23 protein-coding genes, 1 tRNA gene and 1 pseudogene are annotated in these 23,418 nt (G+C 72.3%); 15 read left to right on the top strand and 10 right to left on the bottom strand.

Annotation, left to right across the window (positions count from 1 at the left end):
• The first annotated feature begins 1 nt into the window (after position 1).
• From JTJ31_RS15930 to JTJ31_RS15920, 3 genes are read left to right on the top strand one after another with little or no spacing between them, the layout of a single operon-like run.
• The gene (locus JTJ31_RS15930; RefSeq protein WP_207539715.1) at positions 2-853 is read left to right on the top strand and encodes a CheR family methyltransferase; all 852 of its coding nucleotides are present in this window, start codon (positions 2-4) and stop codon (positions 851-853) included.
• Positions 846-2,651 carry a response regulator gene (locus JTJ31_RS15925; RefSeq protein WP_207539714.1) on the top strand — a complete coding sequence of 602 codons (1,806 nt, stop codon included), beginning with the start codon at positions 846-848 and terminating at the stop codon, positions 2,649-2,651. Before JTJ31_RS15930 ends, JTJ31_RS15925 begins: the two co-directional genes overlap by 8 nt.
• Positions 2,652-2,664: 13 nt before the next feature.
• Positions 2,665-5,022, top strand: a complete 2,358-nt coding sequence (locus tag JTJ31_RS15920; RefSeq protein WP_207539713.1) for a hybrid sensor histidine kinase/response regulator — start codon at positions 2,665-2,667, stop codon at positions 5,020-5,022.
• Positions 5,023-5,025: 3 nt separating this feature from the next.
• Here the strand turns inward: JTJ31_RS15920 and JTJ31_RS15915 are convergent, their stop codons facing one another.
• Positions 5,026-6,000: a threo-3-hydroxy-L-aspartate ammonia-lyase gene (locus tag JTJ31_RS15915; RefSeq protein ID WP_207539712.1), complete on the bottom strand. Its 975-nt coding sequence runs from the start codon at positions 5,998-6,000 to the stop codon at positions 5,026-5,028.
• Between the two features lie 91 nt (positions 6,001-6,091).
• On the opposite strand from JTJ31_RS15915, the gene JTJ31_RS15910 reads away from it, so the two are divergent.
• Both JTJ31_RS15910 and JTJ31_RS15905 read left to right on the top strand, forming a co-directional pair.
• The gene (locus JTJ31_RS15910; protein ID WP_207539711.1) at positions 6,092-7,033 is read left to right on the top strand and encodes a dihydrodipicolinate synthase family protein; all 942 of its coding nucleotides are present in this window, start codon (positions 6,092-6,094) and stop codon (positions 7,031-7,033) included.
• A 45-nt stretch (positions 7,034-7,078) separates the two neighbouring features.
• Positions 7,079-7,153, top strand: a tRNA-Gly gene (locus JTJ31_RS15905).
• A 6-nt stretch (positions 7,154-7,159) separates the two neighbouring features.
• Here the strand turns inward: JTJ31_RS15905 and JTJ31_RS15900 are convergent.
• The 5 genes from JTJ31_RS15900 to JTJ31_RS15880 form a co-directional block, all read right to left on the bottom strand.
• Positions 7,160-8,845, bottom strand: coding sequence for a methyl-accepting chemotaxis protein (locus tag JTJ31_RS15900; RefSeq protein ID WP_207539710.1), 1,686 nt, complete (start codon positions 8,843-8,845; stop codon positions 7,160-7,162).
• A 65-nt stretch (positions 8,846-8,910) separates the two neighbouring features.
• The gene (locus JTJ31_RS15895) at positions 8,911-10,251 is read right to left on the bottom strand and encodes an MmgE/PrpD family protein (RefSeq protein WP_207539709.1); all 1,341 of its coding nucleotides are present in this window, start codon (positions 10,249-10,251) and stop codon (positions 8,911-8,913) included.
• Complete coding sequence (locus JTJ31_RS15890; protein WP_207539708.1) at positions 10,248-11,222, bottom strand: hydroxyacid dehydrogenase; 975 nt, start codon at positions 11,220-11,222, stop codon at positions 10,248-10,250. Before JTJ31_RS15890 ends, JTJ31_RS15895 begins: the two co-directional genes overlap by 4 nt.
• Before the next feature lie 14 nt (positions 11,223-11,236).
• On the bottom strand, positions 11,237-11,818 hold the full coding sequence (locus JTJ31_RS15885) for a thiamine pyrophosphate-dependent enzyme (RefSeq protein ID WP_207539707.1): 582 nt from the start codon (positions 11,816-11,818) through the stop codon (positions 11,237-11,239).
• A gap of 3 nt (positions 11,819-11,821) precedes the next feature.
• Positions 11,822-12,358: a phosphonopyruvate decarboxylase gene (locus JTJ31_RS15880; RefSeq protein WP_207539706.1), complete on the bottom strand. Its 537-nt coding sequence runs from the start codon at positions 12,356-12,358 to the stop codon at positions 11,822-11,824.
• Positions 12,359-12,420: 62 nt separating this feature from the next.
• On the opposite strand from JTJ31_RS15880, the gene JTJ31_RS15875 reads away from it, so the two are divergent.
• The 6 genes from JTJ31_RS15875 to JTJ31_RS15850 are packed head-to-tail and all read left to right on the top strand — an operon-like array spanning position 12,421 to position 16,520.
• A complete protein-coding gene (locus JTJ31_RS15875) occupies positions 12,421-13,782 on the top strand; it encodes an ethanolamine ammonia-lyase subunit EutB (RefSeq protein ID WP_207539705.1) in 1,362 nt (453 codons plus the stop codon).
• Positions 13,782-14,477, top strand: a complete 696-nt coding sequence (gene eutC / locus JTJ31_RS15870) for an ethanolamine ammonia-lyase subunit EutC (RefSeq protein ID WP_207539704.1) — start codon at positions 13,782-13,784, stop codon at positions 14,475-14,477. Before JTJ31_RS15875 ends, eutC begins: the two co-directional genes overlap by 1 nt.
• Positions 14,478-14,508: 31 nt before the next feature.
• The gene (locus JTJ31_RS15865; protein WP_207539703.1) at positions 14,509-15,447 is read left to right on the top strand and encodes a Bug family tripartite tricarboxylate transporter substrate binding protein; all 939 of its coding nucleotides are present in this window, start codon (positions 14,509-14,511) and stop codon (positions 15,445-15,447) included.
• Positions 15,444-15,842 carry an alternative ribosome rescue aminoacyl-tRNA hydrolase ArfB gene (gene arfB / locus JTJ31_RS15860; RefSeq protein ID WP_207539702.1) on the top strand — a complete coding sequence of 133 codons (399 nt, stop codon included), beginning with the start codon at positions 15,444-15,446 and terminating at the stop codon, positions 15,840-15,842. Before JTJ31_RS15865 ends, arfB begins: the two co-directional genes overlap by 4 nt.
• Positions 15,843-15,900: 58 nt before the next feature.
• Positions 15,901-16,200 carry a Gfo/Idh/MocA family oxidoreductase gene (locus tag JTJ31_RS15855; RefSeq protein WP_207539701.1) on the top strand — a complete coding sequence of 100 codons (300 nt, stop codon included), beginning with the start codon at positions 15,901-15,903 and terminating at the stop codon, positions 16,198-16,200.
• Positions 16,197-16,520, top strand: a complete 324-nt coding sequence (locus JTJ31_RS15850) for an antibiotic biosynthesis monooxygenase family protein (RefSeq protein ID WP_207539700.1) — start codon at positions 16,197-16,199, stop codon at positions 16,518-16,520. The genes JTJ31_RS15855 and JTJ31_RS15850 overlap by 4 nt, the downstream gene beginning before the upstream one ends.
• A gap of 1 nt (position 16,521) precedes the next feature.
• On the opposite strand, the gene JTJ31_RS15845 is transcribed toward JTJ31_RS15850, so the two are convergent.
• Genes JTJ31_RS15845 through fsa form a run of 3 tightly spaced genes read right to left on the bottom strand, consistent with a single transcriptional unit; the run spans position 16,522 to position 18,679 of the window.
• Positions 16,522-17,454 (bottom strand): tyrosine recombinase XerC, encoded by a 933-nt coding sequence (locus JTJ31_RS15845; RefSeq protein WP_328805757.1) that lies wholly within the window; start codon positions 17,452-17,454, stop codon positions 16,522-16,524.
• Positions 17,451-18,029, bottom strand: a complete 579-nt coding sequence (locus tag JTJ31_RS24700; protein ID WP_236020310.1) for a GAF domain-containing protein — start codon at positions 18,027-18,029, stop codon at positions 17,451-17,453. The genes JTJ31_RS15845 and JTJ31_RS24700 overlap by 4 nt, the downstream gene beginning before the upstream one ends.
• Positions 18,026-18,679, bottom strand: coding sequence for a fructose-6-phosphate aldolase (gene fsa, locus JTJ31_RS15840; protein WP_207539698.1), 654 nt, complete (start codon positions 18,677-18,679; stop codon positions 18,026-18,028). Before fsa ends, JTJ31_RS24700 begins: the two co-directional genes overlap by 4 nt.
• A gap of 77 nt (positions 18,680-18,756) precedes the next feature.
• Here fsa and JTJ31_RS15835 point away from each other — a divergent pair, with 77 nt between their 5' ends.
• Positions 18,757-21,018, top strand: a complete 2,262-nt coding sequence (locus JTJ31_RS15835) for a primosomal protein N' (RefSeq protein WP_207539697.1) — start codon at positions 18,757-18,759, stop codon at positions 21,016-21,018.
• A gap of 44 nt (positions 21,019-21,062) precedes the next feature.
• Here JTJ31_RS15835 and allE read toward each other — a convergent pair whose 3' ends face one another.
• On the bottom strand, positions 21,063-21,827 hold the full coding sequence (gene allE / locus JTJ31_RS15830) for a (S)-ureidoglycine aminohydrolase (RefSeq protein WP_207539696.1): 765 nt from the start codon (positions 21,825-21,827) through the stop codon (positions 21,063-21,065).
• A gap of 55 nt (positions 21,828-21,882) precedes the next feature.
• Here allE and JTJ31_RS15825 point away from each other — a divergent pair, with 55 nt between their 5' ends.
• The 3 genes and pseudogenes from JTJ31_RS15825 to JTJ31_RS15815 all read left to right on the top strand — a co-directional run.
• Positions 21,883-22,719 carry a HesA/MoeB/ThiF family protein gene (locus JTJ31_RS15825; protein ID WP_236020308.1) on the top strand — a complete coding sequence of 279 codons (837 nt, stop codon included), beginning with the start codon at positions 21,883-21,885 and terminating at the stop codon, positions 22,717-22,719.
• The gene (locus JTJ31_RS15820; RefSeq protein ID WP_207539695.1) at positions 22,716-23,090 is read left to right on the top strand and encodes a DsrE family protein; all 375 of its coding nucleotides are present in this window, start codon (positions 22,716-22,718) and stop codon (positions 23,088-23,090) included. The genes JTJ31_RS15825 and JTJ31_RS15820 overlap by 4 nt, the downstream gene beginning before the upstream one ends.
• 44 nt (positions 23,091-23,134) lie before the next feature.
• Positions 23,135-23,418, top strand: a pseudogene (locus tag JTJ31_RS15815) (hypothetical protein); the annotation flags it as partial.

Below are 23,418 nucleotides of genomic sequence, written 5' to 3'. Positions count from 1 at the left end.
GATGGACCAGGCGCCCTCGGATCCGGAGGAGCTGGAGGCGCGGCTGCTGCTGGATGCGCTGTTCCACCGGCACGGCTACGACTTCCGTGGCTATTCCCTGCCCTCCATGGTGCGGCGCCTGGACCACGCGCGGGAGAAGCTGGGCTGCCGCAGCCTGTCCCTCCTGCAGGACCGCGTGCTGCACGAGCCCGCGGTGGTGCCGGAACTGGTCGGGCTGCTCACCGTGCAGGTCAGCGCGATGTTCCGCGACCCCTCCTACTGGCTCGCCCTGCGGCGGCAGGTGGTGCCGCTTCTCGCCACCTGGCCCTCGCTCAAGGTCTGGGTGGCCGGCTGCGCCGAGGGCGAGGAGCTCTATTCCCTGGTCATCCTGTTCCGCGAGGAGGGGCTGGAGTCGCGCACCGTCTTCTATGCCACCGACATCAGCCCGGCGGCGCTGGAGAAAGCGCGGGCCGGGATCTACCCGCTCGACCGCATTCCCGAGTTCACGGAGAATCACCGCCTGTCCGGCGGGCATTCCTCGCTCTCCGACCACTACACCGCCGCCTACGGGGCCGCGGCGATGGACCGCTCGTTGCGCGACCGCGTCGTGTTCTCGGACCACAGCCTGGTGTCCGACGCGGTTTTCTCCGAAACTCACCTTGTCTCCTGCCGGAATGTGCTGATCTACTTCGGGTCCGGCCTGCAGCGCCGTGCCGTGGGGTTGTTCCGCGAATCCTTGGTGCGCGGCGGCTTCCTGGGTCTCGGCCCGCGGGAGACGATCCGCTTTTCGGGCCATGCCGATGCTTTCGAGGAGTTCGTGGGGGAGGAACGCATCTACCGGAGGCGCGCAGCCGTGGAGGCGAGGCATGGTTGAGCCGGTGAAGTTCCTCCTGGTGGACGACGTGCCCGAGAACCTGCACGCCCTGAAGGCCGTGCTGCGCCAGGACGGGCTGGAACTCCTCACCGCCGCCTCGGGTCCCGAGGCGCTGGAATTGCTGCTGGTGCACGAATTCGCGCTGGCGCTGATCGACGTGCAGATGCCCGGCATGAGCGGCTTCGAGCTGGCGGAGCTGATGCGCGGCGCCTCGCGCACGCGGCGCGTGCCGATCATCCTGCTCACCGCCGGCACGGATGAGCAGCGCCTGTTCAAGGGCTACGAGGCCGGGGCCGTGGACTACCTGGTCAAGCCCTTCAACCCGCACATCCTGCGCCGCAAGACGGAAGTCTTCCTCCAGCTCGACCAGCAGCGCCGCGAATTGAAGCTGCAGCGCGACGAGATCGAGGCGAGCGAGCGCCGCTTCCGCCGCTCGCTCGACCTCGCCCCCGCCCCCATGCTGCTCTGCGACGAGACGGGGCGCGTGCTGACCGTCAATGCGGAGTGGCTGGGCCAGGCGGCACTGAGGCGCGATGAGGTGCCGAACCTCGCCGCCTGGGCGCGGCTTGCCTGCCCCGACACGGCGCCCGCCGTGCTGGATCGGGTGGGCGCCGTGCTGAGCGGCGAGGCAGAGCGGGTGCAGGTGGAAACCAGAATGCATCCGCGCGGCGCGCCGCCCCGGACCTGGGATCTCGTGGCCGGGGCGGTGGGCATGGGCGCCGATGGGCGACGCCTCGTGCTCTGCGTCGCGCACGACATCACCGAGCGGGCAGAGGCGGAGCAGACGCGCCGCCTCCTGCTCGGCGAGCTAAATCACCGGGTCAAGAACACCCTCGCCACCGTCATGGCGATCGGCCAGCAGACGCTGCGTCAAAGCCGCGACCCCGAACGCTTCGCGCAGAGCTTCTCCGGCCGCCTCCTCGCCCTGTCGCAGGCCCATTCGCTGCTGAGCGAGGAAACCTGGCAGGGCGCGGAGCTGCGCGACCTCCTGCGCGAGCAGCTGGCGCTGGGCGCGGTGGAGGAGGCGCGGGTGGAGGCGGAAGGTCCGCCCGTGCGGCTTGAGCCGCAGACCGCGCTGCACGCCGCCCTGATCCTGCACGAGCTCTTCACCAATGCCGTGAAGTACGGCGCGCTGTCCGTCCCCACGGGCCGCATCGCGCTGCGCTGGGAAGCGGCAGAGGACCAAGTCGTTCTGCGCTGGACGGAGGGGGGCGGCCCGCCCGTGCACGCTCCGGAACGGCGCGGCTTCGGCTCCGCGCTGATCGAGCGCACTGCCCGCGCCGGGGGCGGCGGCGCGCGCGTCACCTTCGATCCCGCGGGGGTGCGCTGGGATGTGTCGCTGCCCGCCAGCGCCGGCGCCGTCCCGCTCCGCCTCATGCGACCACGCGCCGCACCGGCCGAGCGGCCGCCGGCCGGCCGCGCCAGCCTGCAGGGGATGCGCTTCCTCCTCGTGGAGGACGAGCCGCTGGTGGCCATGGAGGTCACGGCGACGCTGGAGGAGGCGGGCGGAACGATCGCCGCCAGCGCCTCCACCCATGACGAGGCGCTGCGCCTCGCCTCCCTGCCCCAAGGCTTCGACGCCGCCCTGCTCGACGCCAATCTGCGCGGCCGTCCGGTGGGCGAGGTGGCGGCGGCGCTGGACATGCGTGGCGTGCCCTTCATCTTCGTGTCCGGCTACGGGCCGGAAAGCCTGCCCCCAGGCTTCGAGTCCGTGCCCCTCCTCGCCAAGCCCTTCACCACCGCGCAGCTTCTCGAAGCCGCCGGACGCCTCGCCCTGCGGGCGGAGCGCGTCGCGTGAACAGGAGGCCATCATGGCCGGGATGAAGTTCCGCACCCATCTCGTGCTGCTGGTGGCCGGGGCGCTGCTGCCCGTGCTGGGCCTTTCCACCGCCCTGCTGTGGCGCGAGGGCGAGGAAGCGCGCCGCGCCGCGCTGGAAACGCTGTCGCATCAGGCCCAGGCCCTCGGCGCCACGGTGGACCGGGAAATCGCCGGGACCGTCCGCGCCCTGGAAAGCGCCGCCCTCGCCATCGCGCCGACGGAGACTGCTTCGCCCGAGGCGCTGCGCCCCCGCCTGGAGGCGATGCTGGCGCGCAATCCGCGCTGGAACAATATTCTCCTGGCCGGGCCGGATGGGCGCTTCGCACTCAACACCCTGACCCCGCCCGGCGAGACCCTGCCCATCGCCTCGCCCGCCGCGCGCATCGCCGAGGCGGCGATGGGCCGAACCTCCATCTCGGACCCATTCATCGGCCACCTGGTGCAGGCGCCGCTGGTCTCCGTCGCGGTGCCGCTGCCCGCCGCGCCGGGCTGGGCGCTGGTGGCCGCCATCCGCACCCACAGCTTCGAGACCCTGATCGAGGAGGCGCTGCCCTCCGGGACCCTCGCCGGGCTGATCGGCGCCAATGGCCGCTTCGTCGCCCATAGCTCCACCCCGCAGGGCGACCGCACCGCCGCCCCGGCGCCGCGCGCCCTGGCGGATTTCGCCGGCACCGCCGCCCCGGGCGAGGTGCTGCTGACAGCGACCCAGCGCGTCACTGGGGAGCGGGTGATCGCCGTGGCCCGGCGCCTCCAGGTCGCGCCCTGGACCGTCACCGTCGCCGCGCCCGAGGCGGCGCTGCACGAGCAGGCCGGGGATTCGCTCCGGCGCCTTGCCGCGCTGGGCGCGGCGGCGCTGCTGCTGGCACTGCTGGCGGCTCTCCTGACGGGCCGCCAGCTGGGGCGACGCGTCCATGCCCTGGCCCGGGCGGCCGAGGCGGCGGGGCGCGGGCAGATGGTGCGGGTGCCGGCGGGCGTCGCCGAGGTGGACCGCGTGGCGGCCGCCCTGGCCGAGGCCGCTTCCACCGTCCGCGCGCGGGAGGAGGAGGCGCGCCGGACCGGCGAGGAGCGCGTGCGCCACGCCATCGAGGCCCGCACCCGCGACGAGCTGCGCCGGCTGAATGCGGGGCTGGAGGCCCGGGTGCGCGAGGAGGTGGCGGCGCGCGAGGCGGCGCAGCGCCGCGCCGCCCATGCCGAGCGGATGCAGGCGCTGGGCCAGCTGGCGGGCGGTATCGCGCACGACTTCAACAATGTCCTCCAGGCCGTGCAGGGCGGCGCGTCGCTGATCGAGCGCCGCCCGGACGACCCGGACGGGGTGCGGCGCTTGGCACGCATGGTGCTGGAGGCCACGGGGCGCGGTGTCACGGTCACGCGCCGCCTCCTCTCCTTCGCCCGGCGCGACGAGTTGCGGGCAGAGCCCGTGGATGCGGGCAGCCTGCTCGCAGGGCTATGCGAGGTGCTGACCCATACGTTGGGGGACGGCGTGCGCTGCCTCGCGGAGGCACCATCCGACCTGCCCGCGCTGCTGGCCGACAAGGGCCAGCTGGAGACCGTGCTGGTCAACCTCGCCACCAATGCGCGCGACGCCATGCCGGAAGGCGGGACGCTGCGCTTCAAGGCGACGTGGGAAGCCGTGACGCGAGACACGCCGCATCCGCTCGGTCTTGCGCCCGGCGGCTATGTCCGCATCGCCGTCTCCGACACCGGCACGGGCATGGATGCCGCGACGCTGGCGCGCGTGTCCGAGCCCTTCTTCACCACCAAGCCGGAAGGGCGCGGCACCGGGCTGGGTCTGTCCATGGCGCGCGGCTTCGCCGAGCAGTCGGGCGGCGCCATGGCGGTGGAAAGCGCGCCCGGCCATGGCACGACGGTGACGCTGTGGCTGCCGGAGGCGGACATCCCCTCCCCCGTTTCCTCGACGCAGCCGGAAGCGGTGGCCCCGAGCCATGCCCGCCCGGGGCGTCGCGTCCTGCTGGTGGACGACAACGACGTGGTGCGGCTGACCATGTCCGCGCAGCTGGAGGCGGCGGGGTTCCAGACCGCCTGCGCCGCGGACGCCGCCCAGGCCCTGTCCCTGATGGAGGCGGGCGAAGCGGTGGACGTGCTGGTGACCGACCTGTCCATGCCGGGCGCCAGCGGCCTTGCCCTGATCCATGAGGCGCAGGCGCGGCGGCCCGGCCTGCCCGCCATCCTCCTCACCGGCTATGCCGGGGACGGGGCGGCGCTGGCGGTGGGGGGCGCGATCAGCGGCGCCTTCTCCCTCATCCGTAAGCCAGTGAGCGGCCCGCATCTGGCCGAGCGGGTGGAGGCGTTGATCGCCGCCCGTGGGGCGATCAGCCAAGCGGGCAACTGAGTCCTACCCGGCGATAAGCCGGGCGAAGCGGTCGAGGTCCACGTTGCCGCCGCTGATGATGGCGCCCACCGTGCTGCCCGCCACGTCCACCTTCCCCGCGAGCAGCGCCGCGACCGGCAGGGCGCCGGTCGGCTCCACCACCAGCTTCATCCGGCTGGCCAGGAAGCGCATCGCCACGACGATCTCCTCGTCGGTCACCGTCACGACGTCATCCACCAGGCGCCGCATCACCCGGAAGTTCAGCGCGCCGACATGGGTTGCCAGCGCCCCTTCCGCGAGGCCGCGCGGCGGCGGGATGCGGATGATCTCCCCGGCGCGCAGCGAGCGCAGCCCGTCATCCCCCTCCGCCGGCTCCACCCCGATCACGCGGCAGGCGGGATGGCGCGCCTTGGCAGCGATGGCGGTGCCGGAGAGCAGCCCGCCCCCGCCCAGCGTGGCGAGCACCACGGCGGGAGCCGGCATCTCCTCCAGCAGCTCGGCCGCCGCCGTGCCGGCACCGGCGATGATGCGGGCATCGTCGAAGGGCGGGATGATCTCCATGCCGCGCTCCGCCGCGATCTCCGCCGCGAGAGCCTCGCGGTCGGTGCTGAAGCGGTCATAGACGCGCACCTCCGCCCCGTAGCCCTTCGTGGCTTCTACTTTCGCGGGCGGGGCGTCGTGCGGCATCAGGATCAGCGCGGGCGCGCCGTGCAGCCGCGCCGAGAGCGCCACCGCCTGGGCATGGTTGCCGGAGGAGAAGGCGAGCACCCCGGCGCGCCGCCGTGCCTCCGGGATCTGCGCCAGGGCGTTGAAGGCGCCGCGGAACTTGAAGGCGCCCATGCGCTGGAAGTTCTCGCATTTCAGGAAGACCCGGGCGCCGCTGCGCTGATTCAGCTGGCCGGAGCGCATGACCGGGGTCCGGTGCGCAACGCCGCGCAGCCGCGCCGCCGCCGCGTCCAGATCGGCCACCGTCACCTCCGGCTGCGTGTCGCTGTCCATCTCGGCCCCCTCGCGCTTTGCCGTTCCGGCGCTACCATGGCGCCGGGGCGGACGGTAGCGTCGGCCCGCCACCAACCTCCGGGGCCGCGCCATGAAGCTCGATGAATCCGCCCGGGGCGTCTTCGTGATCGCCCCCACTCCCTTCCACCCGGATGGCCGCCTGGACGATGCCTCGGCCGACCGGATGACCGACTTCTTCCTGGAGGCCGGCTGCGACGGGCTCACCGTGCTCGGCGTGATGGGCGAGGCGCCGAAGCTGGACGGGGCGGAGGCGCTGGGCTTCGCCGCGCGCATCGCCCGCCGTGCCGGCAAGGCGCCGGTGGTGGTCGGTGTCTCGGCCCCCGGCTTCGCCGCTATGCGCGCCCTGGCGCGCGGCGCGATGGATGCGGGCGCCGCCGGGGTGATGATCGCGCCGCCGAGCCATCTGCGGAACGACGATGCGGTACTGACCTATTTCCGACAGGCCGTGGAGGCGATCGGCGAGGACGTGCCCTGGGTGCTGCAGGACTACCCGCAGCTCTTCCAGGTGCAGATGCCGCCCGCGCTGATCCGCCGCATCGTCGCCGAGTGCCCCTCCTGCGTCATGCTGAAGCACGAGGACTGGCCGGGGCTGGAGAAGATCAGCGCCCTGCGCGGCTTCCAGAAGGAGGGCACGCTTCGGCCGCTTTCCATCCTCTGCGGCAATGGCGGCGTGTTCCTGGATTTCGAGATGGAGCGCGGCGCGGACGGCGCCATGACCGGCTACGCCTTCCCCGACATGCTGGTGGACCTCGTCCACCTTTCCGCCAAGGGCGAGCGCGAGGCGGCGCACGACCTCTTCGACGCCCACCTGCCCATGATCCGCTACGAGCTGCAGCCCGGCGTGGGGCTGGCAGTGCGGAAATACGTGCTGATGCGGCGCGGCGTCATCGCCAGTGACGCGCAGCGCCGCCCGGCCTCCGCGCTTTCCGCCGCCGCGCGGGCGGAGGTGGAGTTCCTGCTGGACCGTCTGGCGCGGCGGGACCCGCGGGCGCAGCTGGCGCGGGCCGCCTGACGGCTTGCCGCCCGCCCCCGTCCCCGGTATGTCTGGGGACGGAGCGCGGGCGTAGTTCAGAGGTAGAACGTCAGCTTCCCAAGCTGAATGTCGTGGGTTCGATTCCCATCGCCCGCTCCAGCCCCCTCACGCCGCCTTGATGCCGGACAGGAACCCTTCCACCTCGCCGCGCAGCCCCTCGGCGCGCTGCGACAGCTCGCCCGCCGCAGCGCGGAGTTGGGTCGCGGCGGCACCGGTCTGGTGCGCCCCTTCCGTCATGTCGCCCGCATAGCGGCTGACGTCGCGCGTGCCGGTCGCGGCCTCGGCCACGGCGCGGCCGATCTCCCGCGTTGCGGCGGCCTGCTCCTCCGTCGCGGCGGCGACCTGTGTCATGGTGCCGTCCATCGCCTCGATGGTGCGGGCAATGCCGCGGATCGCCTCCACCGCGCGCCCCGTGTCACCCTGGATGCCGCCGATCTGGCTCGCGATCTCCTCCGTCGCCTTGGCGGTCTGCGCGGCCAGCGCCTTCACCTCGCTTGCCACCACCGCGAAGCCCTTGCCCTCTTCCCCGGCCCGCGCCGCCTCGATGGTGGCGTTGAGGGCGAGGAGGTTGGTCTGCCCGGCGATGTCGCCGATCAGCCGCACCACCTCGCTGATCTGCTGCGCCCCCTGCGCCAAGGCGGAAACCGCCTGGTCGGTGGCCCGCGCATCCTCCGCCGCCTGGGAGGCGATGCGCGCCCCTTCCGCCACCTGCCGCGCCACCTCTGCGATGGAGGTCGCCATCTCCTCGGCGGAGACTGCGACGGTCTGCACATTGGCGCTGGCCTGCTCAGCCGAGGCGGCGAGGGAAACGGCGCGCTCGGTGCCGGTGCGCGCGGTGTCCTGCATCGCCGCCGCCGTGGCGTCCAATTCGGTGGAGGCGGAGGCGACGACGCGCAGCGCCTCGGCCGCCTCGCCCTCGAAGCGGGAGATCAGCGCGGCGACGCGCGCGGCGCGGGCACGGTTCTCGGCCTCCTTGTCCAGCTCCTTCAGCAGGCGGTCCTGCTCGATGGCGGCGAGGCGGAAACCCTCCACCGCCGCGGCGATGCGGCCCACCTCGTCGCGCCGCCCATGTCCCGGCACGGCGCCGTCCCGGTCTCCGGTGGTCAGGGCCTGCATCCGGGCGATCAGCGCCCCGATGGGCCGCGAGACATGGCGGCTCATCAGCCACAGCGCGACGCCGAGCGACAGCAGCGCGCCGATTCCCACGATCAGCACGGCGCGGCTCCACGCTGCCTCGGCCATGGCGCTGGCCTCGGCGGAGGCGCGCGTCATGATCCCCTCCAGCTTCGCCACCTCGTCCCGCACCGCACGGCGGAGTTCCTCATAGGGGGCGCTGCGCCGCTCGTTCAGCAGACGCAAAGCTCCGGCCGCATCGCCCGTCAGGGCTAGGCGCTCGATCTCGCGCGTCACCTCGGCCAGGGGGGCCAGACGCGCCGTGATGGTGCGCAGTTCCGCCGCTTCGCTGGGGAGGAGGCGCTGCGCCTCGGCGAGGGCCTCCGCCTGCCGCGTCCATGCCTCCGCCCGCGCCTGGGCCAGGCGGCGGCGCGTCGCCTCGTCCGCCTCGGCGATGACGCGGGCGAGGAGGCGGCCATCATCCAGCAGGGCGATGTTGGCGCGGGACAGCATCAGCGCGCCCCGCGCCTCCCGGTTCATCACCGTCGAGTGGGCGGTGTCCACCTGCGCGAGGCGCGTAGTGGCGTAGAGCCCGCCTGCCAGCCCGGCCACGGCCATGAGGCCGAGCGCCAGCAGCGCCTTGAGTGTGATGGAGATGTGGCCAAGCCAGCTTTGCATCCGCGTGCCTCCGGTGAGGCGCGCATTCTTGCAGCGGCGCCTTACCGGAAGGTTTCGCGCGGAACTCAGCTCAGCGCGGCCTCGCCGGGCAGAGCCGAGCCTTCGCGCAGCCCGCGCAGGAAGTCGCGTGCCCGCGCGGGGCCGAGGATGGGGCCGGAGAGTTCCATGAACTTCTCGTCCAGCTCGGCATCGGAGAGCGGCGCATCCGGGTCGCCACGCCGCGTGGGCTGATGGCGGAACAGGCTGCGCCCGTCCTTCAGCGCGATCGTCACCTTGGCGGAGCGCTGGCCCGGGAAGGCCGCCTCGCACTCCCCATCCAGGCTGACCGAGACGCGCGGCATCAAGGCGCGGATCGCCGGGTCCGTCAGCCGCTCCGGCCCGAAAGCCGCGAGGCGCACTCCGCCATGCAGCAGCATGGTGGCGACGGTGAACTGGGTGGAGAAACGCGCCTCCTGCTCCGTCGCCGCATGGGGACGGTCGCAGACATTCTTGGTCGCGGCATAGCCGCCGACATGGACGGATTCGACGTCATCGGCCTTGAAGCCCGCCTCGCGCTGGAGGTCGCGCACGGCATCCAGCGCAGCGAAGATGTGGCCGCAGCAGCCATGGTTCTTCACCGTCATCTCCGTCACCGCCAGCGGCTTGCTAATGGAGGCGATGGCCTTGTCCCACTGCCCCGTATCGGCCGAGGTGGCGGCGGCGAAGCCGGCAGGGCCGTGCAGCACGTCCAGCGCGCCGGTCATCCCTTCCTTCGCCGCCATGGCGGCCAGCGCCCCGGCCTCCGCTGCATGGCCAGGGTGCAGCGGCTTCGACATGCCGTCGCCACGGAAGGCCTGCTGCAACCCGCCCGCCATGGTGGCGGCGGTCGCGATGGCATGCGCCGTCTGCTCCGCGTCGCAATCCAGGATCACCGCCACGGCGGCGGCGGCGCCGAAGGTGCCGACCGTGCCGGTGGTGTGCCAGAAATCATAGTGCGAGGGCTGCACCGCATAGGCGATGCGGCACGACACCTCGTAGCCAGCGGTGATGGCACGCAGCAGCGCGTCCATGTCCCGCTCATGCTCCTGCGCCGCCGCCAGCGCCGCCGCGACGGTCGGGCAGCCGGGGTGATAGACGCCCCAGCGCCAGATGTCGTCGAACTCGACGATGTGGCTCGCCGTGCCGTTGAGCAGCGCGGCGTGGCGCAGCGCGCAGCGCGTCCCATCGACATAGGAAAAGGCCCGTCCCGGCCCCCGCCCTGACGCCAGCGCCTTCGCCATCAGCGTCGCCGGCGGCAAGCGGCAGCCGGGCAGCAGCGCGGCGAACCAGTCCACCAATGCCCGCCGCGCCGCATGCGTGACCTCCGGCGGCAGGGGCGCCCGCCGCCAGGAGGCGGCGTGCTCGGCCAGGGCGGGGAGCGGGTTCATCGGTTGAGCCGTAGCACTTCCTTGTTGATCACCATGTCAGGATCCACCTCGCCCTTGAAATGGCCGATGATGGAGGACACGGCGGAGAGGCCCATGCGGCGCATGCCCTGCACCGTGCCGGCGGCGCTGTGCGGCGTCATCACCACGTTGGGCGCGCCGAGCAGCGGGTTGGTCTTCACCACCGGCTCCTCCCAGAACACGTCCAGACCAGCGGCGGCGACGTGGCCGGACTTCAGCGCCGCGGCCAGCGCCTCCTCCTGCACCAGCGTGCCGCGTGCGGTGTTGATGAGGCGCGCGCCGCGCTTCATGGTCTTGAGGAACTCGGCATTCACCATGCCGCGATTCTCGGCGTTGGAGGGGCAGTGCATGGTGACCCAGTCGGCCTCGGCCAGCCCGTCCTCCAGCGTCTTGGCGTAGCGGAAGCCCGCACCCTTCACCGTGTTCATCGGCACGTTGGGGTCGCAGACCAGCACGTCCATGCCGAAGGCGTGGCACAGCCGCGCCACGCGCCCGCCGATGCGGCCGAAGCCCACCACCAGCACCGTCATGCCCGACAAATCATAGGCAGTCGGCGCGTCGGTCGTGCTCCACTTGAAGGCGCGGGTGTTCTCGTCGAAGGACTTCACCTGCTTCGCGATGGTGAGCATGAGCATCAGCGCATGCTCCGCCACCGAGAGCGCGTTGGCATCTGCCGTGACGGTCAGCGGGATGCCGCGCTTCGTCAGCTCCGGCACGTCCACCGCGTCATAGCCGACGCCGTGGCGCGCCACGATGGAGAGCTTGGGCGAGAAGCCCAGGAATTCCGCATTGATCGGCGTGGCGCGGACGATCACCGCCTCGGCGCGCGTCATCGCGTCGCGAAGCTCGTCGCCCACCGGGTTCTGCACCACCTCGACCGTGAAGCCGGGCTCGGCGCGCAGCCGAGCCTCGGCGTCGGGATGCAGGGAGCGCAGAAGCGCGACATGGGGCATGGGCTGGTTCTTCCTTAGGCGAGATGGGCGGAGGGGCCGAGGAGATGCTCGCGCATCCGGGCCTGGAGGATGGCGCCCTCGCGCGGCGGCAGGACGAGGGGGAGGTTCTTGGCCTCGATCTTGGCGAGGGCGAAGATCGGACCCCCCTTCGCATGGACCACATCGCGGAACTTGGCCGCGTCCTCCAGCGAAGCGATGCGCTGGGTCCGCTTGATGCCCGCACCCTCCGCCATCACGACGAGGTCGGTGCCGTGGCGCGTTGCGGTCTGCTGGCCGCCCGTCTCGCTGTAATGCTCATTGTCCTGCACGAGGATGCTGAGGTTGCGTGGCGCCTGGTGCGCGATCGTGGCCAGCGCGCCCACGCCCATCAGCATTTCGCCATCGCCGGTGATCACCAGCACCGGCTTGTCCGGCTGCGCCAGGGCCAGGCCGAGGCCGATCATCACCGCGCCGCCCATTCCGCCCCAGAGCGGGAAATTCGCCGGCGTGTCGCCGATGGCGGTGATGTCCCAGGCCGAGGCGCCGAGCCCGGCCACCACCAGCAGGTCGCCGCGGTCCTTCAGCACGGCGGCGCAGAGTTCGCGTCGGTCGAGCATCCCTCAGTCCTTCCCGAAGGTCTTGGCGCCGAGCAGGCGCTGGCCGATCAGCGTCGCGGTCGGGCGGAACGTGTTGAAGGCGAGCTTCAGCGTCGCCTCGATGGTCGGCAGCAGGTCGGCCTCGGTGTCGGCGCGGTGGACGATGGTGCCCATCGCCTCCAGCGTCGCCTGGGTGGCCTGGCCCATGGGGATCTGCGCCGGGTTGAACTCGCCGAAATCGCCGCGCATCGTCACCAGCATGGGCATCGGGCAGCGATGGATGGTGCCGAGCGACAGCATGTTGATGCAATTGCCGACGCCCGAGGACTGCATCAGCAGGATCGAGCGCTGCCCGCCCAGCCAGGCGCCCTGCATCAGCGCCACGCCTTCCTCCTCCGTCGTGCAGGTCACGACGCGCAGGTCGTTGTCGGCGAGGCAGCGGCGGATCAGCCGCGCATGGCCCGCATCGGGCACCAGCGCCACTTGCCGGATGTCATAGCGCTTCAACAGGTCATAGATTCGGTCGGGCCAGTCGGCCGTCGCCGCCGGGGCAGATTCCATCGGACGTTCCCTTGCTCGCGAAAGAGTTTCCGCCCGGTCGCGGAATCTGGCAAGGCGGGGTCATGGCGTTCCGGCATGCGATCCGTGGCACCAGCCACGTTTTCCCCGATCTGCGGACCCTGCTGGCGCGCGCCAGCCCCTTCCGCTCCGGCGATGCGCTGGCCGGGATCGCGGCCGCCTCCGCCGAGGAGCGCGTGGCCGCCCAGCGCGCCCTGGCCGATGTGGAGCTGCGTCGCATCCTGACTGAACCCGTCATCCCGCCGGAGGAGGATGACGTGTCGCGCCTCATCCTGGAGGATCACGACGAAGCGGCCTTCGCTCCCGTCGCGGCGCTGACGGTGGGTGGGTTCCGCGACTGGCTGCTCGCCGCCGCGCCTGCCGAGCTTGCCGCGATCCGCCGGGGCGTCACGCCCGAGATGGCGGCTTCCGTGTCCAAGATCATGCGCAACGCGGACCTGATCTCCGTCGCCGCGAAATGCCGGGTGGAGACGCGGCTGCACAACACGCTGGGCACGGCCGGCACGCTGTCGGTGCGGCTGCAGCCCAACCACCCGACGGATGACCCGCGCGGCATCGCCGCTGCCATCCTGGACGGGCTGCTGCTCGGCGCGGGGGATGCCTGCATCGGGATCAACCCCGCCACCGACAATGTCGAATCCGTGCTGCGCCTGCTTGATCTGCTGGAGGAGGTGCGGACGCGGTTCAGCATCCCCACCCAGGGCTGCGTGCTGTGCCACGTCTCCACCTCGCTCATCGCCATCGAGCGCGGCGCGCCCGTGGACCTCGTCTTCCAAAGCATCGGCGGCACGCAGCGCACCAATGAAAGCTTCGGCGTTTCCCTGGCCCTGCTGGAGGAGGTGCGGGAGGCGGCGCTGGCCCTCCGGCGCGGCACGGTGGGCAGCAACGTGATGTATTTCGAGACCGGCCAGGGCAGCGCCCTCTCCGCCGAGGCGCATCACGGGGTGGACCAGCAGACGGTGGAAGCGCGCGCCTATGCCGTAGCGCGGCGCTTCGACCCGCTGCTGGTCAACAGCGTCGTCGGCTTCATCGGCCCGGAATATCTGTTCGACGGTAAGCAGATCCTCCGCGCCGGGCTGGAGGACCATGTCTGCGGCAAGCTGCTGGGCCTGCCGATGGGGGTGGATATCTGCCACACCAACCATGCCGAGGCCGACGCGGACGACATGGACGCGTTGCTGATGTGCCTCGGTCTCGCAGGGGTGAACTACGTCATGGGCGTGCCGGGGGCGGATGACGTGATGCTGGCCTACCAATCCACCTCGTTTCACGATGCGCTGACTGTGCGGCGCCTCTTGAACCGTCGCCCGGCGCCGGAATTCGCCGCCTGGCTGGAGCGCATGGGCATCGGCGAAGGGGCGCGCATCCCCAGCGCCCTTTCCCCCGCGCTGATCGGATTGTCCTGATGCTGCCGGCGCAGCTTCGCCGCTTCACCGCGGCGCGCGTCGGGCTGGGCCGCGCGGGCGACGCGCTGCCCACCGGGGCCTGGCTGGATTTCCAGGAGGCGCACGCCGCGGCGCGCGACGCGGTGTGGTCGGCGCTGGATCCCGAAACGCTGGGCTTCGCCGCCCCTGTGGTGCGGAGCGAGGCGCGGGACCGGCGCGAATACCTGCTGCGCCCGGACCTCGGCCGGCGGTTGCGAGCGGAGGATGCGACGAGGCTGCCGCAAGCGGGCGGCGTCGTGGTCGTGGTGGCGGACGGTCTCTGCGCCGCCGGGGTGCAGGCCCAGGCTGCTTCGCTGCTGCGCGCCTTCGGCACCGAATGGCCCGTCGTGGTCGCGCTGCAGGCCCGTGTGGCGCTGGGCGACGCGATCGGCGCGGCCATGGGCGCCGAGGCGGTGGTGGTGATGATCGGCGAACGCCCGGGGCTCTCTGCACAGGACAGTGTCGGGCTCTACCTCACCTGGGCGCCGCGCCCGGGCCGCACGGATGCGGAGCGCAACTGCATCAGCAACATCCGCCCCGGCGGACTGTCCCACGCCGAGGCGGCGGCGAGGCTGCACTGGCTGCTGCGCGGGGCGCGGGCGCTGGGCGCCACCGGCGTCGCGCTGAAGGACGAGATGCCCGCGGGGGCTTTGCTTCCGCCGGAGTCGGCGGGCTAGGCTTCGCGCAACATTGAGGGAGGACAATGCCATGCGCCGCTTCGCGCTGATGCTCGCCATGATGATTGCCGGCCCGGCCCTGGCGCAGGAGGCGTATCCGAGCCGCCCCGTCCAGCTCATCATTCCCTTCCCGCCCGGCGGCAACACCGACCTGATGGCCCGCGCCATCCAGGCCGAGCTGACGCGCGAACTGGGCCAGCCGGTGGTGGCGGTGAATCGCGGCGGCGCGGCAGGCGCCATCGGCAATGCGGAGATCGCCCGCGCGCGGCCCGATGGCTACACGATCGGCATCTCGCCCAACAACGCGATCACCACGCAGCCCTTCCTGCAGAACGCGGCCTACAACCCGGAAAGCTTCCGCTTCCTTTGCCTCGTCTACGATAACCCGCAGGTGGTGATCCTAGCGCGCAACGCGCCCTTCCGCGACTTCGCCGGCATGATCGCCCATGCGCGCACGGGGCGCGAGGCGCTGGTCTATGGCATCCCCGGCGTGGGCAGCACGCAGCACATCCTCACCGCGCAGTTGCTGCGCGCGGCGGGGGTGTCTGGGATGAACGTGCCCTTCGCAGGCGCGGGGCCGATCGCGCAGGCGGCGCTGGCCGGGCAGATCCAGATGTTCATCGAGAGCGCGGCGATCCCCGCCGCCACCGGCCTGCCGGTCATCGCCGTGCTGGGCGAGCGACGCATGCCCTCCCTGCCCGACGTGCCAAGCACGGGCGAGCTGGGCTACCCGATGGCGGGTACCACCTATGGCGGCCTCCTCGCCCCCGCCGGGCTGCCGGACAACATCGCCGAGACGATCGAACGAGCCTGCGAGCGCGCCGTGCGCTCCGACGGCTATCGCGCCGCCGCCGAGCGTCTGAACGGCGTACCCTCCTTCCTGCCCGGCAACGCGCTGCGCGACCGCTTCCTGTCCGAGGCGCGCACCAACCAGGCGCTGCTGCGCGAGCTGGGCATCGCGCGCGAGTGACGCCCGACCCCGCCCTGATCGAGGAGGACTTCCTGCGCGCCTCCGGCCCGGGCGGGCAGAACGTCAACAAGCTGGAGACGGCCGTCCAGCTTCGCTTCCGCGCGGCGGAGGCCGGCTTCTCCGAACGGGTCTGGCTGCGCCTCCGCACCCTCGCGGGTCGGCGCATGACCAAGGAGGGTGTAATCGTCATCACCGCCCAGGCCCACCGCACCCGCGAGCGCAACCGCGAGGAGGCGATGGAGCGGCTGACGGAGTTGCTGGCGGAGGCAAGCAAGCCGCCGCCACCCAAGCGCCGCCCCACCAAGCCGACGCGCGGCTCGCAGATCCGCCGCATGGACAGCAAGGCGAAGCGCGGCGCCACCAAGGCGCTGCGCGGCAAGCCCGTCCCGGAATAGGAGGGCGGACCGCTGCCGCCGCAAGGCGTTCCGCTCCCCATTGCCCTAGGAGCGCACGATGCCGCAGCCCATCCCTTCCTTGCCCTTGCCGCGCCGCAGGGCGGCGCTGCACCTCGACCCCGCGACGGATTACGATCTGCGCCGGCTATGGATCTCGCGCGAGGGCGAGCAGGAAACGGAACTGCAGCTGCCGATGAACATCCAGTTCGCAGCAGAACTCGACCACATGGCAGAATGCGTGCGCGAGGGGCGCGATCCGCGCACCCCCGGCGGGGAAGGGCTGCACGACATGCTGGCGATGGAGGCGATCTACGAGGCGGCGCGAAGCGGGCGCACGGTGCGGATCGCCGCGCCGTGACCGGACGCGCGACGATCGCGCGCATCTGGCGTGGGCGCACCGCGCGGGACCGCGCCGATGCCTACGAGCCCTATCTGCGCGAGGTGGGCATCCGCCCGCTGGAGGAGAAGGCGCTGGGCGTGCAGCTTCTCCGCGAGGACCGCGAGACGGAGACCGAGTTCGTCACCATCTCCTTCTGGGAGGATGTGCAGGCCATGGCGCGTTTCACCGGCGGCGATCCGACGCGCATCCACCACCTGCCGCGCGACGCTGAGTTCCTGCTCGAGCTGCCCGAGCGCGTGCAGCTGCTCCGCATCCTGGTGGACAAGCCACCCGGCTGATTCAGTCGGCGCGCGGATGCGCGAGGCGCCATGTCGCCAGAAGCCCTTCCGCGTCCACCGCCGTATAGCGCTGCGTGGTGGACAGGCTGGCGTGGCCTAGCAATTCTTGGATGGCACGCAGATCGGCGCCGCCTGCCAGCAGATGTGTCGCGAAGGAATGGCGCAGCGCGTGGGGCGTGGCGTGCTCGGGCAGGCCCAGAAGGCGCCGCGCGTCGCGCATCGCCTTCTGCGCCACGGCGGGGTCCAGCCGCCTGCCGCGCGTTCCGAGGAAGAGCGGCTCATCCGGCGCGCCAGAGCCACGCTGCTTCATGTAGGCGGCGACGGCCTGGCGCACCGCCGGCAGCACCGGCACGACGCGCTGCTTGCCGCCCTTGCCGGTGATACGCAGCGCCACCTCGCCACCCGGCAGCGGCGCGTCGCGCAGGTCGAGCGACAGCGCCTCGGAGATGCGGAGGCCGCAACCATAGAGCAGCGTCAGCAGCGCCGTGTCGCGTGCGGTCTGGAAGGCGGGGGATTCCGCGCCGGGGGCGGAATGGGCGACGCCGATGGAGTCTGCGATCTCCTTCGCATCCCCCGGCGTCAGGGCGCGCGGAATGGGCGGGACGCGCTTCGGGCCGCGCATACCGGCCAGCGGCAGGGGCGGCAGGCCGTGATGCTTGGCGAGGAAGCGCAGGAAGGCGCGGATCGCGGCGAGCTGCCGTGCGCGCGTGGCATTCCCCGCCCCCGCCGCGGCCCGCGCCGCCAGGAAGGCGCGCAGGTCGCCCGGCGTCAGGTCGGCAAGGGCCACCAGATCCGGCTCGCCTCCCAGGTGGTTCGAAAGGAAGCCGAGGAAATCCGCTACGTCGCGGCCATAGGCCTCCAGCGTGTGCGGGCTGGCCCGCCGCTCCCGCTCCAGCCAGAGCAGGAAGGCATTGCGGGCCTCGGCGCCCGTCACGCGGGGAGCCGCGCCGCCAGGGCGCGGCCCAGGAAGGAAAGGGGCTGCGGATGGGCGGGCAGCAGCACCGCCTCCCGCGCGCCGAGCACGAGCAGGCACCCCGGCCCGGCGGGAATCAGCGCCTCGCGCACCACGACGGGCGCAGCCTCGCCATGCAGCGTGGGGCAGCCCGTCGCGGGGCGGATCACCGGGCGGGCCTCGGGCAGCAGGCGGGCGGCCTCTCCGGGGCGCAGCGCGGCAAGGTGGCGGCGCGGCGGCGCTTCGGCCAGGACGCGCACGGATTCGAGGGCGAGGAGGGCGGGCCATTCCTCCGCCGCGCATTCGAGGGCGTCGGAGGCGCGCAGCAGGGCCAGCACCGCCTCCCCCACCCGTGCGCCGAGGGATTGCCGGGCGCGTCCGGCCTCGAGCACCTGCGCGGTTTCCCGGCGCGACTGCTCGATCATCGCTTCCATGTGGTCGGCGAGCACCGGACCATGCCACCGCCGCGGCGGCTGGAGCGCCCCGTAGAGGGCAGGACGACGCGCGAGGAAATCCGGGTTCGCGCGCAGCCAGGCCTCGACGCTCTCCGGCGTCAAAGGATGCTCTGCCCCGTCTTGGCCCAGTCCGCGGTGAACTGATCAAGCCCGCGATCGGTCAGCGGGTGCTTGACCAGCGCCTTGATTACGGCGGGCGGCATGGTGGCGACATGCGCGCCGATCTTCGCGCATTGCAGCACGTGGACCGGGTGGCGGATGGAGGCGGCCAGCACCTCCGTCCCGAAGTTGTAGTTGCGGTAGATCGTCACCACGTCCCGGATGAGCTGGATGCCGTCCTCGCCGATGTCGTCCAGCCGGCCGATGAAGGGAGAGATGAAGGCCGCACCGGCCTTGGCGGCCAGCAGCGCCTGCGGCGCGGAGAAGCAGAGGGTGACGTTGACCTTCGTGCCCTCGTCGGACAGGGCCTTGCAGGCGCGCAGCCCCGCCTCGGTCAGCGGGACCTTGACCGCGACGTTCTTCGCGATGTCACGCAGGTAGCGGCCCTCGCGCAGCATGGTATCGAGGTCGGTGGCAGTGACCTCGGCGGAAACGGGGCCTTCGGTGAGGGCGCAGATCTCGGCGATCACCTCGCTGATCTTGCGGCCGGACTTGGCGATGAGGGAGGGATTGGTCGTCACGCCATCCATCAGCCCGGTGCCGGCGAGGGACTTGATCTCCGCCACGTCGGCGCTGTCCACAAAGAACTTCATCGCTGCATGATTCCCAAGCTGTGCGGCGTTTTCCACCAAAGAAAGGACCGGGGCGGCCCCGGCGGAGCAGATAGCCCATGGCGGCACCGGACCGGAAGGCACGATCGGCACAGGACACGCTGGCGCTGGAGGCGGGGGAGCCCACTTCCGGCCGTCCGCGCCCGGTCGCCTCGCGCCGCGTTCCCGTGCTGCTGCCCCTGCCGCTGGAGGGGGCCTATGACTACCGCCTGCCGCCCGACGTGGCGGCGGAGCCGGGCTCCTTCGTCGAGGTGCCGCTGGGCGGGCGGACCGCGCTGGGCGTGGTCTGGGACCCGCCAGAGAACCCGGACCCCATCGCGGAGTCGCGGCTGCGGGACGTAATCGCCGTGAAGCCCGTCCCGCCCATGACGGAATCGCTGCGCCGCTTCGTGGAATGGGTGGCGGCCTACACGCTGACGCCCCCTGGCGCCGTGCTCCGCATGGCGATGAGCAGCCCCTCCGCCCTGGACGAGCCGCAGGCGACCGGAGGCTGGCGCGCCGTCCACCCGCTGCCCGAGGGGGTGCGCCTGACCGCCGAGCGGAGCCGCGCCCTGGCCACGCTGGGCGACGCGGTGATGACCGGCGGCGACCTCGCGCGGGAGGCCGGGGTGCTGCCCGGCGTGATCCGCGGCATGGCCAATGCCGGGCTGATTGCCCCGGCCCTGCTGCCCCGCGCCGCTGCCTTCCCCCGCCCGGACCCCGAGGCGGACAGCCCCGTGCTGAGCGAGGCGCAGGCGGAGGCGGCGCGCTTCCTGCGCGATTCCGCCGCGCGGCGGCGCTTCGAGGTGACGCTGCTGCAGGGCGTCACCGGCTCCGGCAAGACGGAGGTGTATCTGGACGCCATCGCGGAGACGCTGCGGGAGGGGCGGCAGGCGCTGGTGCTGCTGCCGGAGATCGCGCTTTCCACCCAATGGCTGTCGCGCTTCGAGCGGCGCTTTGGCGCGCCGCCGGCGCTGTGGCATTCCGAGTTGTCGTCGCGCACAAGGCGCGTGACGTGGCGCGCCGTGGCGGAGGGCGAGGCGCCGGTGCTGGTCGGAGCGCGCTCTGCCCTGTTCCTGCCCTTCCCCGATCTCGGCCTCATCGTCGTGGATGAGGAGCACGAGACGGCGTTCAAGCAGGAGGACGGCGTCACCTACCACGCGCGCGACATGGCGGTGGTGCGCGCGCGGCTGAACGAGGCCGCCTGCGTGCTGGTCAGCGCCACGCCCTCGCTGGAAAGCGTGACCAATGCGGAGGCCGGGCGCTACGCCCGCGTGCAGCTTCCGACACGCCATGGCGGCGCCGCCCTGCCCGAGATCCGCGCCATCGACCTGCGCGCCACCCCGCCGGAGCGCGGGCGCTTCCTTTCCCCGCCGCTCACCGCCGCCATCCACGAGACGCTGGAGCGCGGTGAGCAGGCGATGCTGTTCCTGAACCGCCGCGGCTATGCCCCGCTGACGCTGTGCCGCGCCTGCGGCCACCGCATGCAATGCCCGAACTGCACCGCCTGGCTGGTGGAGCACCGGGCGCAGCGCCGCCTCGCCTGCCACCATTGCGGCCATGTCGAGCCGGTGCGGCCCGAATGCGTGGAATGCGGTGCGGAGCACAGCCTCGTCCCCATCGGTCCCGGCGTGGAGCGCATCCAGGAGGAGGTGGCCGATTTGTTCCCCGAGGCGCGCAAGCTGGTGATGGCGAGCGACACCATCCCTGGCCCCGCCGCCGCCACGGAGGCTGCGCGCCGCATCGAGGAGCGCGAGGTGGACCTGATCATCGGCACCCAGATCGTCGCCAAGGGCTGGCACTTCCCGCATCTGACGCTGGTCGGCGTGGTGGATGCCGATCTCGGCCTCGCGGGCGGCGACCTGCGCGCCGGGGAGCGCACCATGCAGCTGCTGCACCAAGTGGCCGGGCGCGCGGGGCGCGCGGAGGCGCCAGGGCGCGTGCTGCTGCAAACCTTCAGCCCCGACCACCCGGTCATGGCGGCGCTGCTGCGCGACGATTTCGAAGGCTTCCTGGCTGCGGAGAGCGAGCAGCGCCGCCCTGGCCACTGGCCACCCTTCGGGCGCCTCGCCGCGCTGATCGTCTCCAGCGAGGAGGCGCGTGCGGCGGAGCGCGCAGCGCGCGATTTGGGCCTCGCCGCCCCGTCGGGCGACGGGCTCCAGGTGCTGGGTCCGGCCCCGGCGCCGCTGTCTCTGCTGCGCGGGCGGCACCGGCACCGGCTGCTGCTGAAGGCGGAGCGCGGCATGTCGGTGCAGGCCATCCTGCGCGACTGGCTGAACAAGGTGGAGGTGCCTGGGAACGTGCGGATCCAGGTGGACGTGGACCCGGTGAGTTTTCTTTAGGACTCCGGGAGCACCGACACAGGGTCAGTGTCCGCGCGGGAAATTCAGAACGTCACGTCCCGGTTCACGTCCTTGTATAGCAGGTACTCGCAACTCCCGGCGCCAGTGGCGTAGATCTGCTGCGGGACATACGGCCCCATCCAGACGAAGTCGCCCTCCCACAGCTCGTGCCAGTCGCGGCCCAGCATCTGCAGGCACTGGCCCTGCAGCACCACCATGCCGTGCTCCATGATGTGCGTCTCGACGCACCAGAAATGCGCACCGGGGCTGTAGCCCATGATGTTCATCTCGAAATCCATGGACAGTTCCCGCGTGCCCAGCAGCAGCACGCGCCAGCGCGGTCCGTTCTCCTCGCGCGGGGCGGTGTCGCGGTGGCCCAGGATCACGCCGGGGGCGGGCACGCCCTTGGCGGGCCGGTAGGGGCGCTTCACCCAGAGCGCCCGCGCCTCCGCCCCGCCCGCGCTGCGCGCCGCGAAGCCGGTCCCGGCCGGGACGTAGAGGTAGCCGCCCACCGGCAGCGTCTCGCGCTTGCCGCCGGCCTCGACTTCCAGCGCACCCGCCGTGACGTAGAGGAAATGCTCGAGCCCATCCTCGATCGTCGTGCCGCAGCCGGGCGGCAGGATCACCATCGCCTGGGCGAAGCGCGCTCCCATCTCCGGCGAGCATTGCCAGCGGATCGTGCAGCCCGGCCAGTCCGGCAGGAAGGAATCCATGATCCCCTCCGGCGGGAAGACGCAGTAATGCGGGGTCAGCATCGAGCGGTTCTGTCCGATGATGCCAGGGGGCGGGTTCTGGGTGGGCACGCGCATGGCGGAAGGCGGCCATGCCCTTCCGCCCTGGTCAAGCCCGGCCGCGCGGCCCCATATGGCGCCCATGGAGCTCGACTTCACCGACAGCGAATTGCAGCGCTATTCCCGCCACATCCTCCTGCGGGAGGTTGGGGCCATCGGCCAAGCGAAACTGCGTGCGGCGCGGGTCCTGGTGGTCGGCGCGGGCGGGCTCGGCTCCCCACTGGTGCTCTACCTCGCCGCCGCGGGGGTGGGGACGATCGGCCTCCTGGACCATGACGTGCTGGAGCTGTCGAACCTCCAGCGTCAGGTGGCGCATGCGACTTCGCGGGTCGGCCAGCGCAAGGTGGACAGCGCGGCGGAGGCGGTTCGCGCCATCAACCCGGACGTGACGCTGGAGCTGCACCCGCGCCGTCTGGATGCCGAGGCGGCGGAGGAACTCATCCCCCGCTACGACGTGATCTGCGACGGGACAGACAATTTCCCCACGCGCTTCCTGCTCGGCGATGCGTGCCACCTGCTGGGTAGGTCGCTGGTCAGCGCGGCGGTGCTGCGCTTCGAGGGACAGCTTTCCGTGTTCCGCGGGCATGAGGGCGCGCCCTTCCCTTGCCATCGCTGCCTCCATCCCGAGATGCCGCCCGAGGGCCTGGTGCCGAGTTGCTCCGAGGCAGGGGTGCTGGGCGCTGTGGTCGGCGTCATGGGCACGCTGCAGGCGACGGAAGTGCTGAAGCTCCTCCTCGGCGTCGGGGAGGGCATGGCCGGGCGGCTGCTCCTGTGGGATGCGCTGGACATGCGCTTCCGCGACGTCCGGCTGCGACGCGACCCGGCCTGCCCGCTCTGCGGCCCCGGCGCGACGATCCGCGACCTTTCGGCGCATCGCGCCGCCCCTGCCATGGTCTGCGCCGCGCCGTGACACAGCCGCTGGGCGTGTTGCTGATCTCGGGCGGGCATGAGCGGGCGCATTTCGCGCTGATGGCCGCCACCGCCGCCGCCGCGCTCGGGCGGCCCGTCACGCTCTTCGCCACCAATGCCGGCTGCCGCCTGCTCCTGCGCGACGCGCCCCTGGCCGGCGAGGCGCGCGAGGCGGCAGCGGAAGCAGCTGGGGTGGCGGGCGTCGCCGCGCTGCTGGAGGCGGCGCGCGAATTGGGCATCCGCATGATCGCCTGCGAGGCGGGGCTGCGGCTGGAAGGGCTGGACGGGGCGCCCCTCGCCGAAGGAGTGGAGGTGGCGGGACTCGTCACGTTTCTTGCGGCGAATGGCGTGGGACAGTTCCTTACCTTCTGACGCAGGCTTGACCCGGGGCGCTCCGACGCGGCACCAAGGCAGGGATGCCCAGCCTCCTCCTGATCACCCTCTTTGCCCTCGGCTTGGGTGGGGCTGCCTGGGCGCAGTCAAGCCTCGGTCAGTCGGGCACCTTGCCGCCGCCACGCGCATCCGGTGCCGCAGCGCCATCGGCGCCGCGCCAGGCCGCCCCCGCGCCTGCGCAGCAGAATCGCCCCGCCGCAGCCGCCCAGCCGCGCCCCACGACCGGCGCTGCGCGCCCGGCCACCCCGCAGCGCCCGGCGCAGCCGGGTCAGGCGCAGGGGCGTCGCCCCGCGCAGACGCCCGCGCA

Origin of the sequence: Sabulicella rubraurantiaca (assembly GCF_017355885.1) — a bacterium.
Taxonomy (GTDB): Bacteria; Pseudomonadota; Alphaproteobacteria; order Acetobacterales; family Acetobacteraceae; genus Roseococcus; species Roseococcus rubraurantiacus.
This window is presented reverse-complemented; position numbering and strand designations above follow the sequence as displayed.

What these genes read in the sequence shown, in the direction of transcription:
- JTJ31_RS15930 (WP_207539715.1), top strand. Translation starts at nt 2, where the DNA reads ATGGACCAGGCGCCCTCGGATCCGGAGGAGCTGGAGGCGCGGCTGCTG.
- JTJ31_RS15925 (WP_207539714.1), top strand. Translation starts at nt 846, where the DNA reads ATGGTTGAGCCGGTGAAGTTCCTCCTGGTGGACGACGTGCCCGAGAAC.
- JTJ31_RS15920 (WP_207539713.1), top strand. Translation starts at nt 2,665, where the DNA reads ATGGCCGGGATGAAGTTCCGCACCCATCTCGTGCTGCTGGTGGCCGGG.
- JTJ31_RS15915 (WP_207539712.1), bottom strand. Translation starts at nt 6,000, where the DNA reads ATGGACAGCGACACGCAGCCGGAGGTGACGGTGGCCGATCTGGACGCG.
- JTJ31_RS15910 (WP_207539711.1), top strand. Translation starts at nt 6,092, where the DNA reads ATGAAGCTCGATGAATCCGCCCGGGGCGTCTTCGTGATCGCCCCCACT.
- JTJ31_RS15900 (WP_207539710.1), bottom strand. Translation starts at nt 8,845, where the DNA reads ATGCAAAGCTGGCTTGGCCACATCTCCATCACACTCAAGGCGCTGCTG.
- JTJ31_RS15895 (WP_207539709.1), bottom strand. Translation starts at nt 10,251, where the DNA reads ATGAACCCGCTCCCCGCCCTGGCCGAGCACGCCGCCTCCTGGCGGCGG.
- JTJ31_RS15890 (WP_207539708.1), bottom strand. Translation starts at nt 11,222, where the DNA reads ATGCCCCATGTCGCGCTTCTGCGCTCCCTGCATCCCGACGCCGAGGCT.
- JTJ31_RS15885 (WP_207539707.1), bottom strand. Translation starts at nt 11,818, where the DNA reads ATGCTCGACCGACGCGAACTCTGCGCCGCCGTGCTGAAGGACCGCGGC.
- JTJ31_RS15880 (WP_207539706.1), bottom strand. Translation starts at nt 12,358, where the DNA reads ATGGAATCTGCCCCGGCGGCGACGGCCGACTGGCCCGACCGAATCTAT.
- JTJ31_RS15875 (WP_207539705.1), top strand. Translation starts at nt 12,421, where the DNA reads ATGGCGTTCCGGCATGCGATCCGTGGCACCAGCCACGTTTTCCCCGAT.
- eutC (WP_207539704.1), top strand. Translation starts at nt 13,782, where the DNA reads ATGCTGCCGGCGCAGCTTCGCCGCTTCACCGCGGCGCGCGTCGGGCTG.
- JTJ31_RS15865 (WP_207539703.1), top strand. Translation starts at nt 14,509, where the DNA reads ATGCGCCGCTTCGCGCTGATGCTCGCCATGATGATTGCCGGCCCGGCC.
- JTJ31_RS15855 (WP_207539701.1), top strand. Translation starts at nt 15,901, where the DNA reads ATGCCGCAGCCCATCCCTTCCTTGCCCTTGCCGCGCCGCAGGGCGGCG.
- fsa (WP_207539698.1), bottom strand. Translation starts at nt 18,679, where the DNA reads ATGAAGTTCTTTGTGGACAGCGCCGACGTGGCGGAGATCAAGTCCCTC.
- JTJ31_RS15835 (WP_207539697.1), top strand. Translation starts at nt 18,757, where the DNA reads ATGGCGGCACCGGACCGGAAGGCACGATCGGCACAGGACACGCTGGCG.
- allE (WP_207539696.1), bottom strand. Translation starts at nt 21,827, where the DNA reads ATGCGCGTGCCCACCCAGAACCCGCCCCCTGGCATCATCGGACAGAAC.
- JTJ31_RS15825 (WP_236020308.1), top strand. Translation starts at nt 21,883, where the DNA reads ATGGCGCCCATGGAGCTCGACTTCACCGACAGCGAATTGCAGCGCTAT.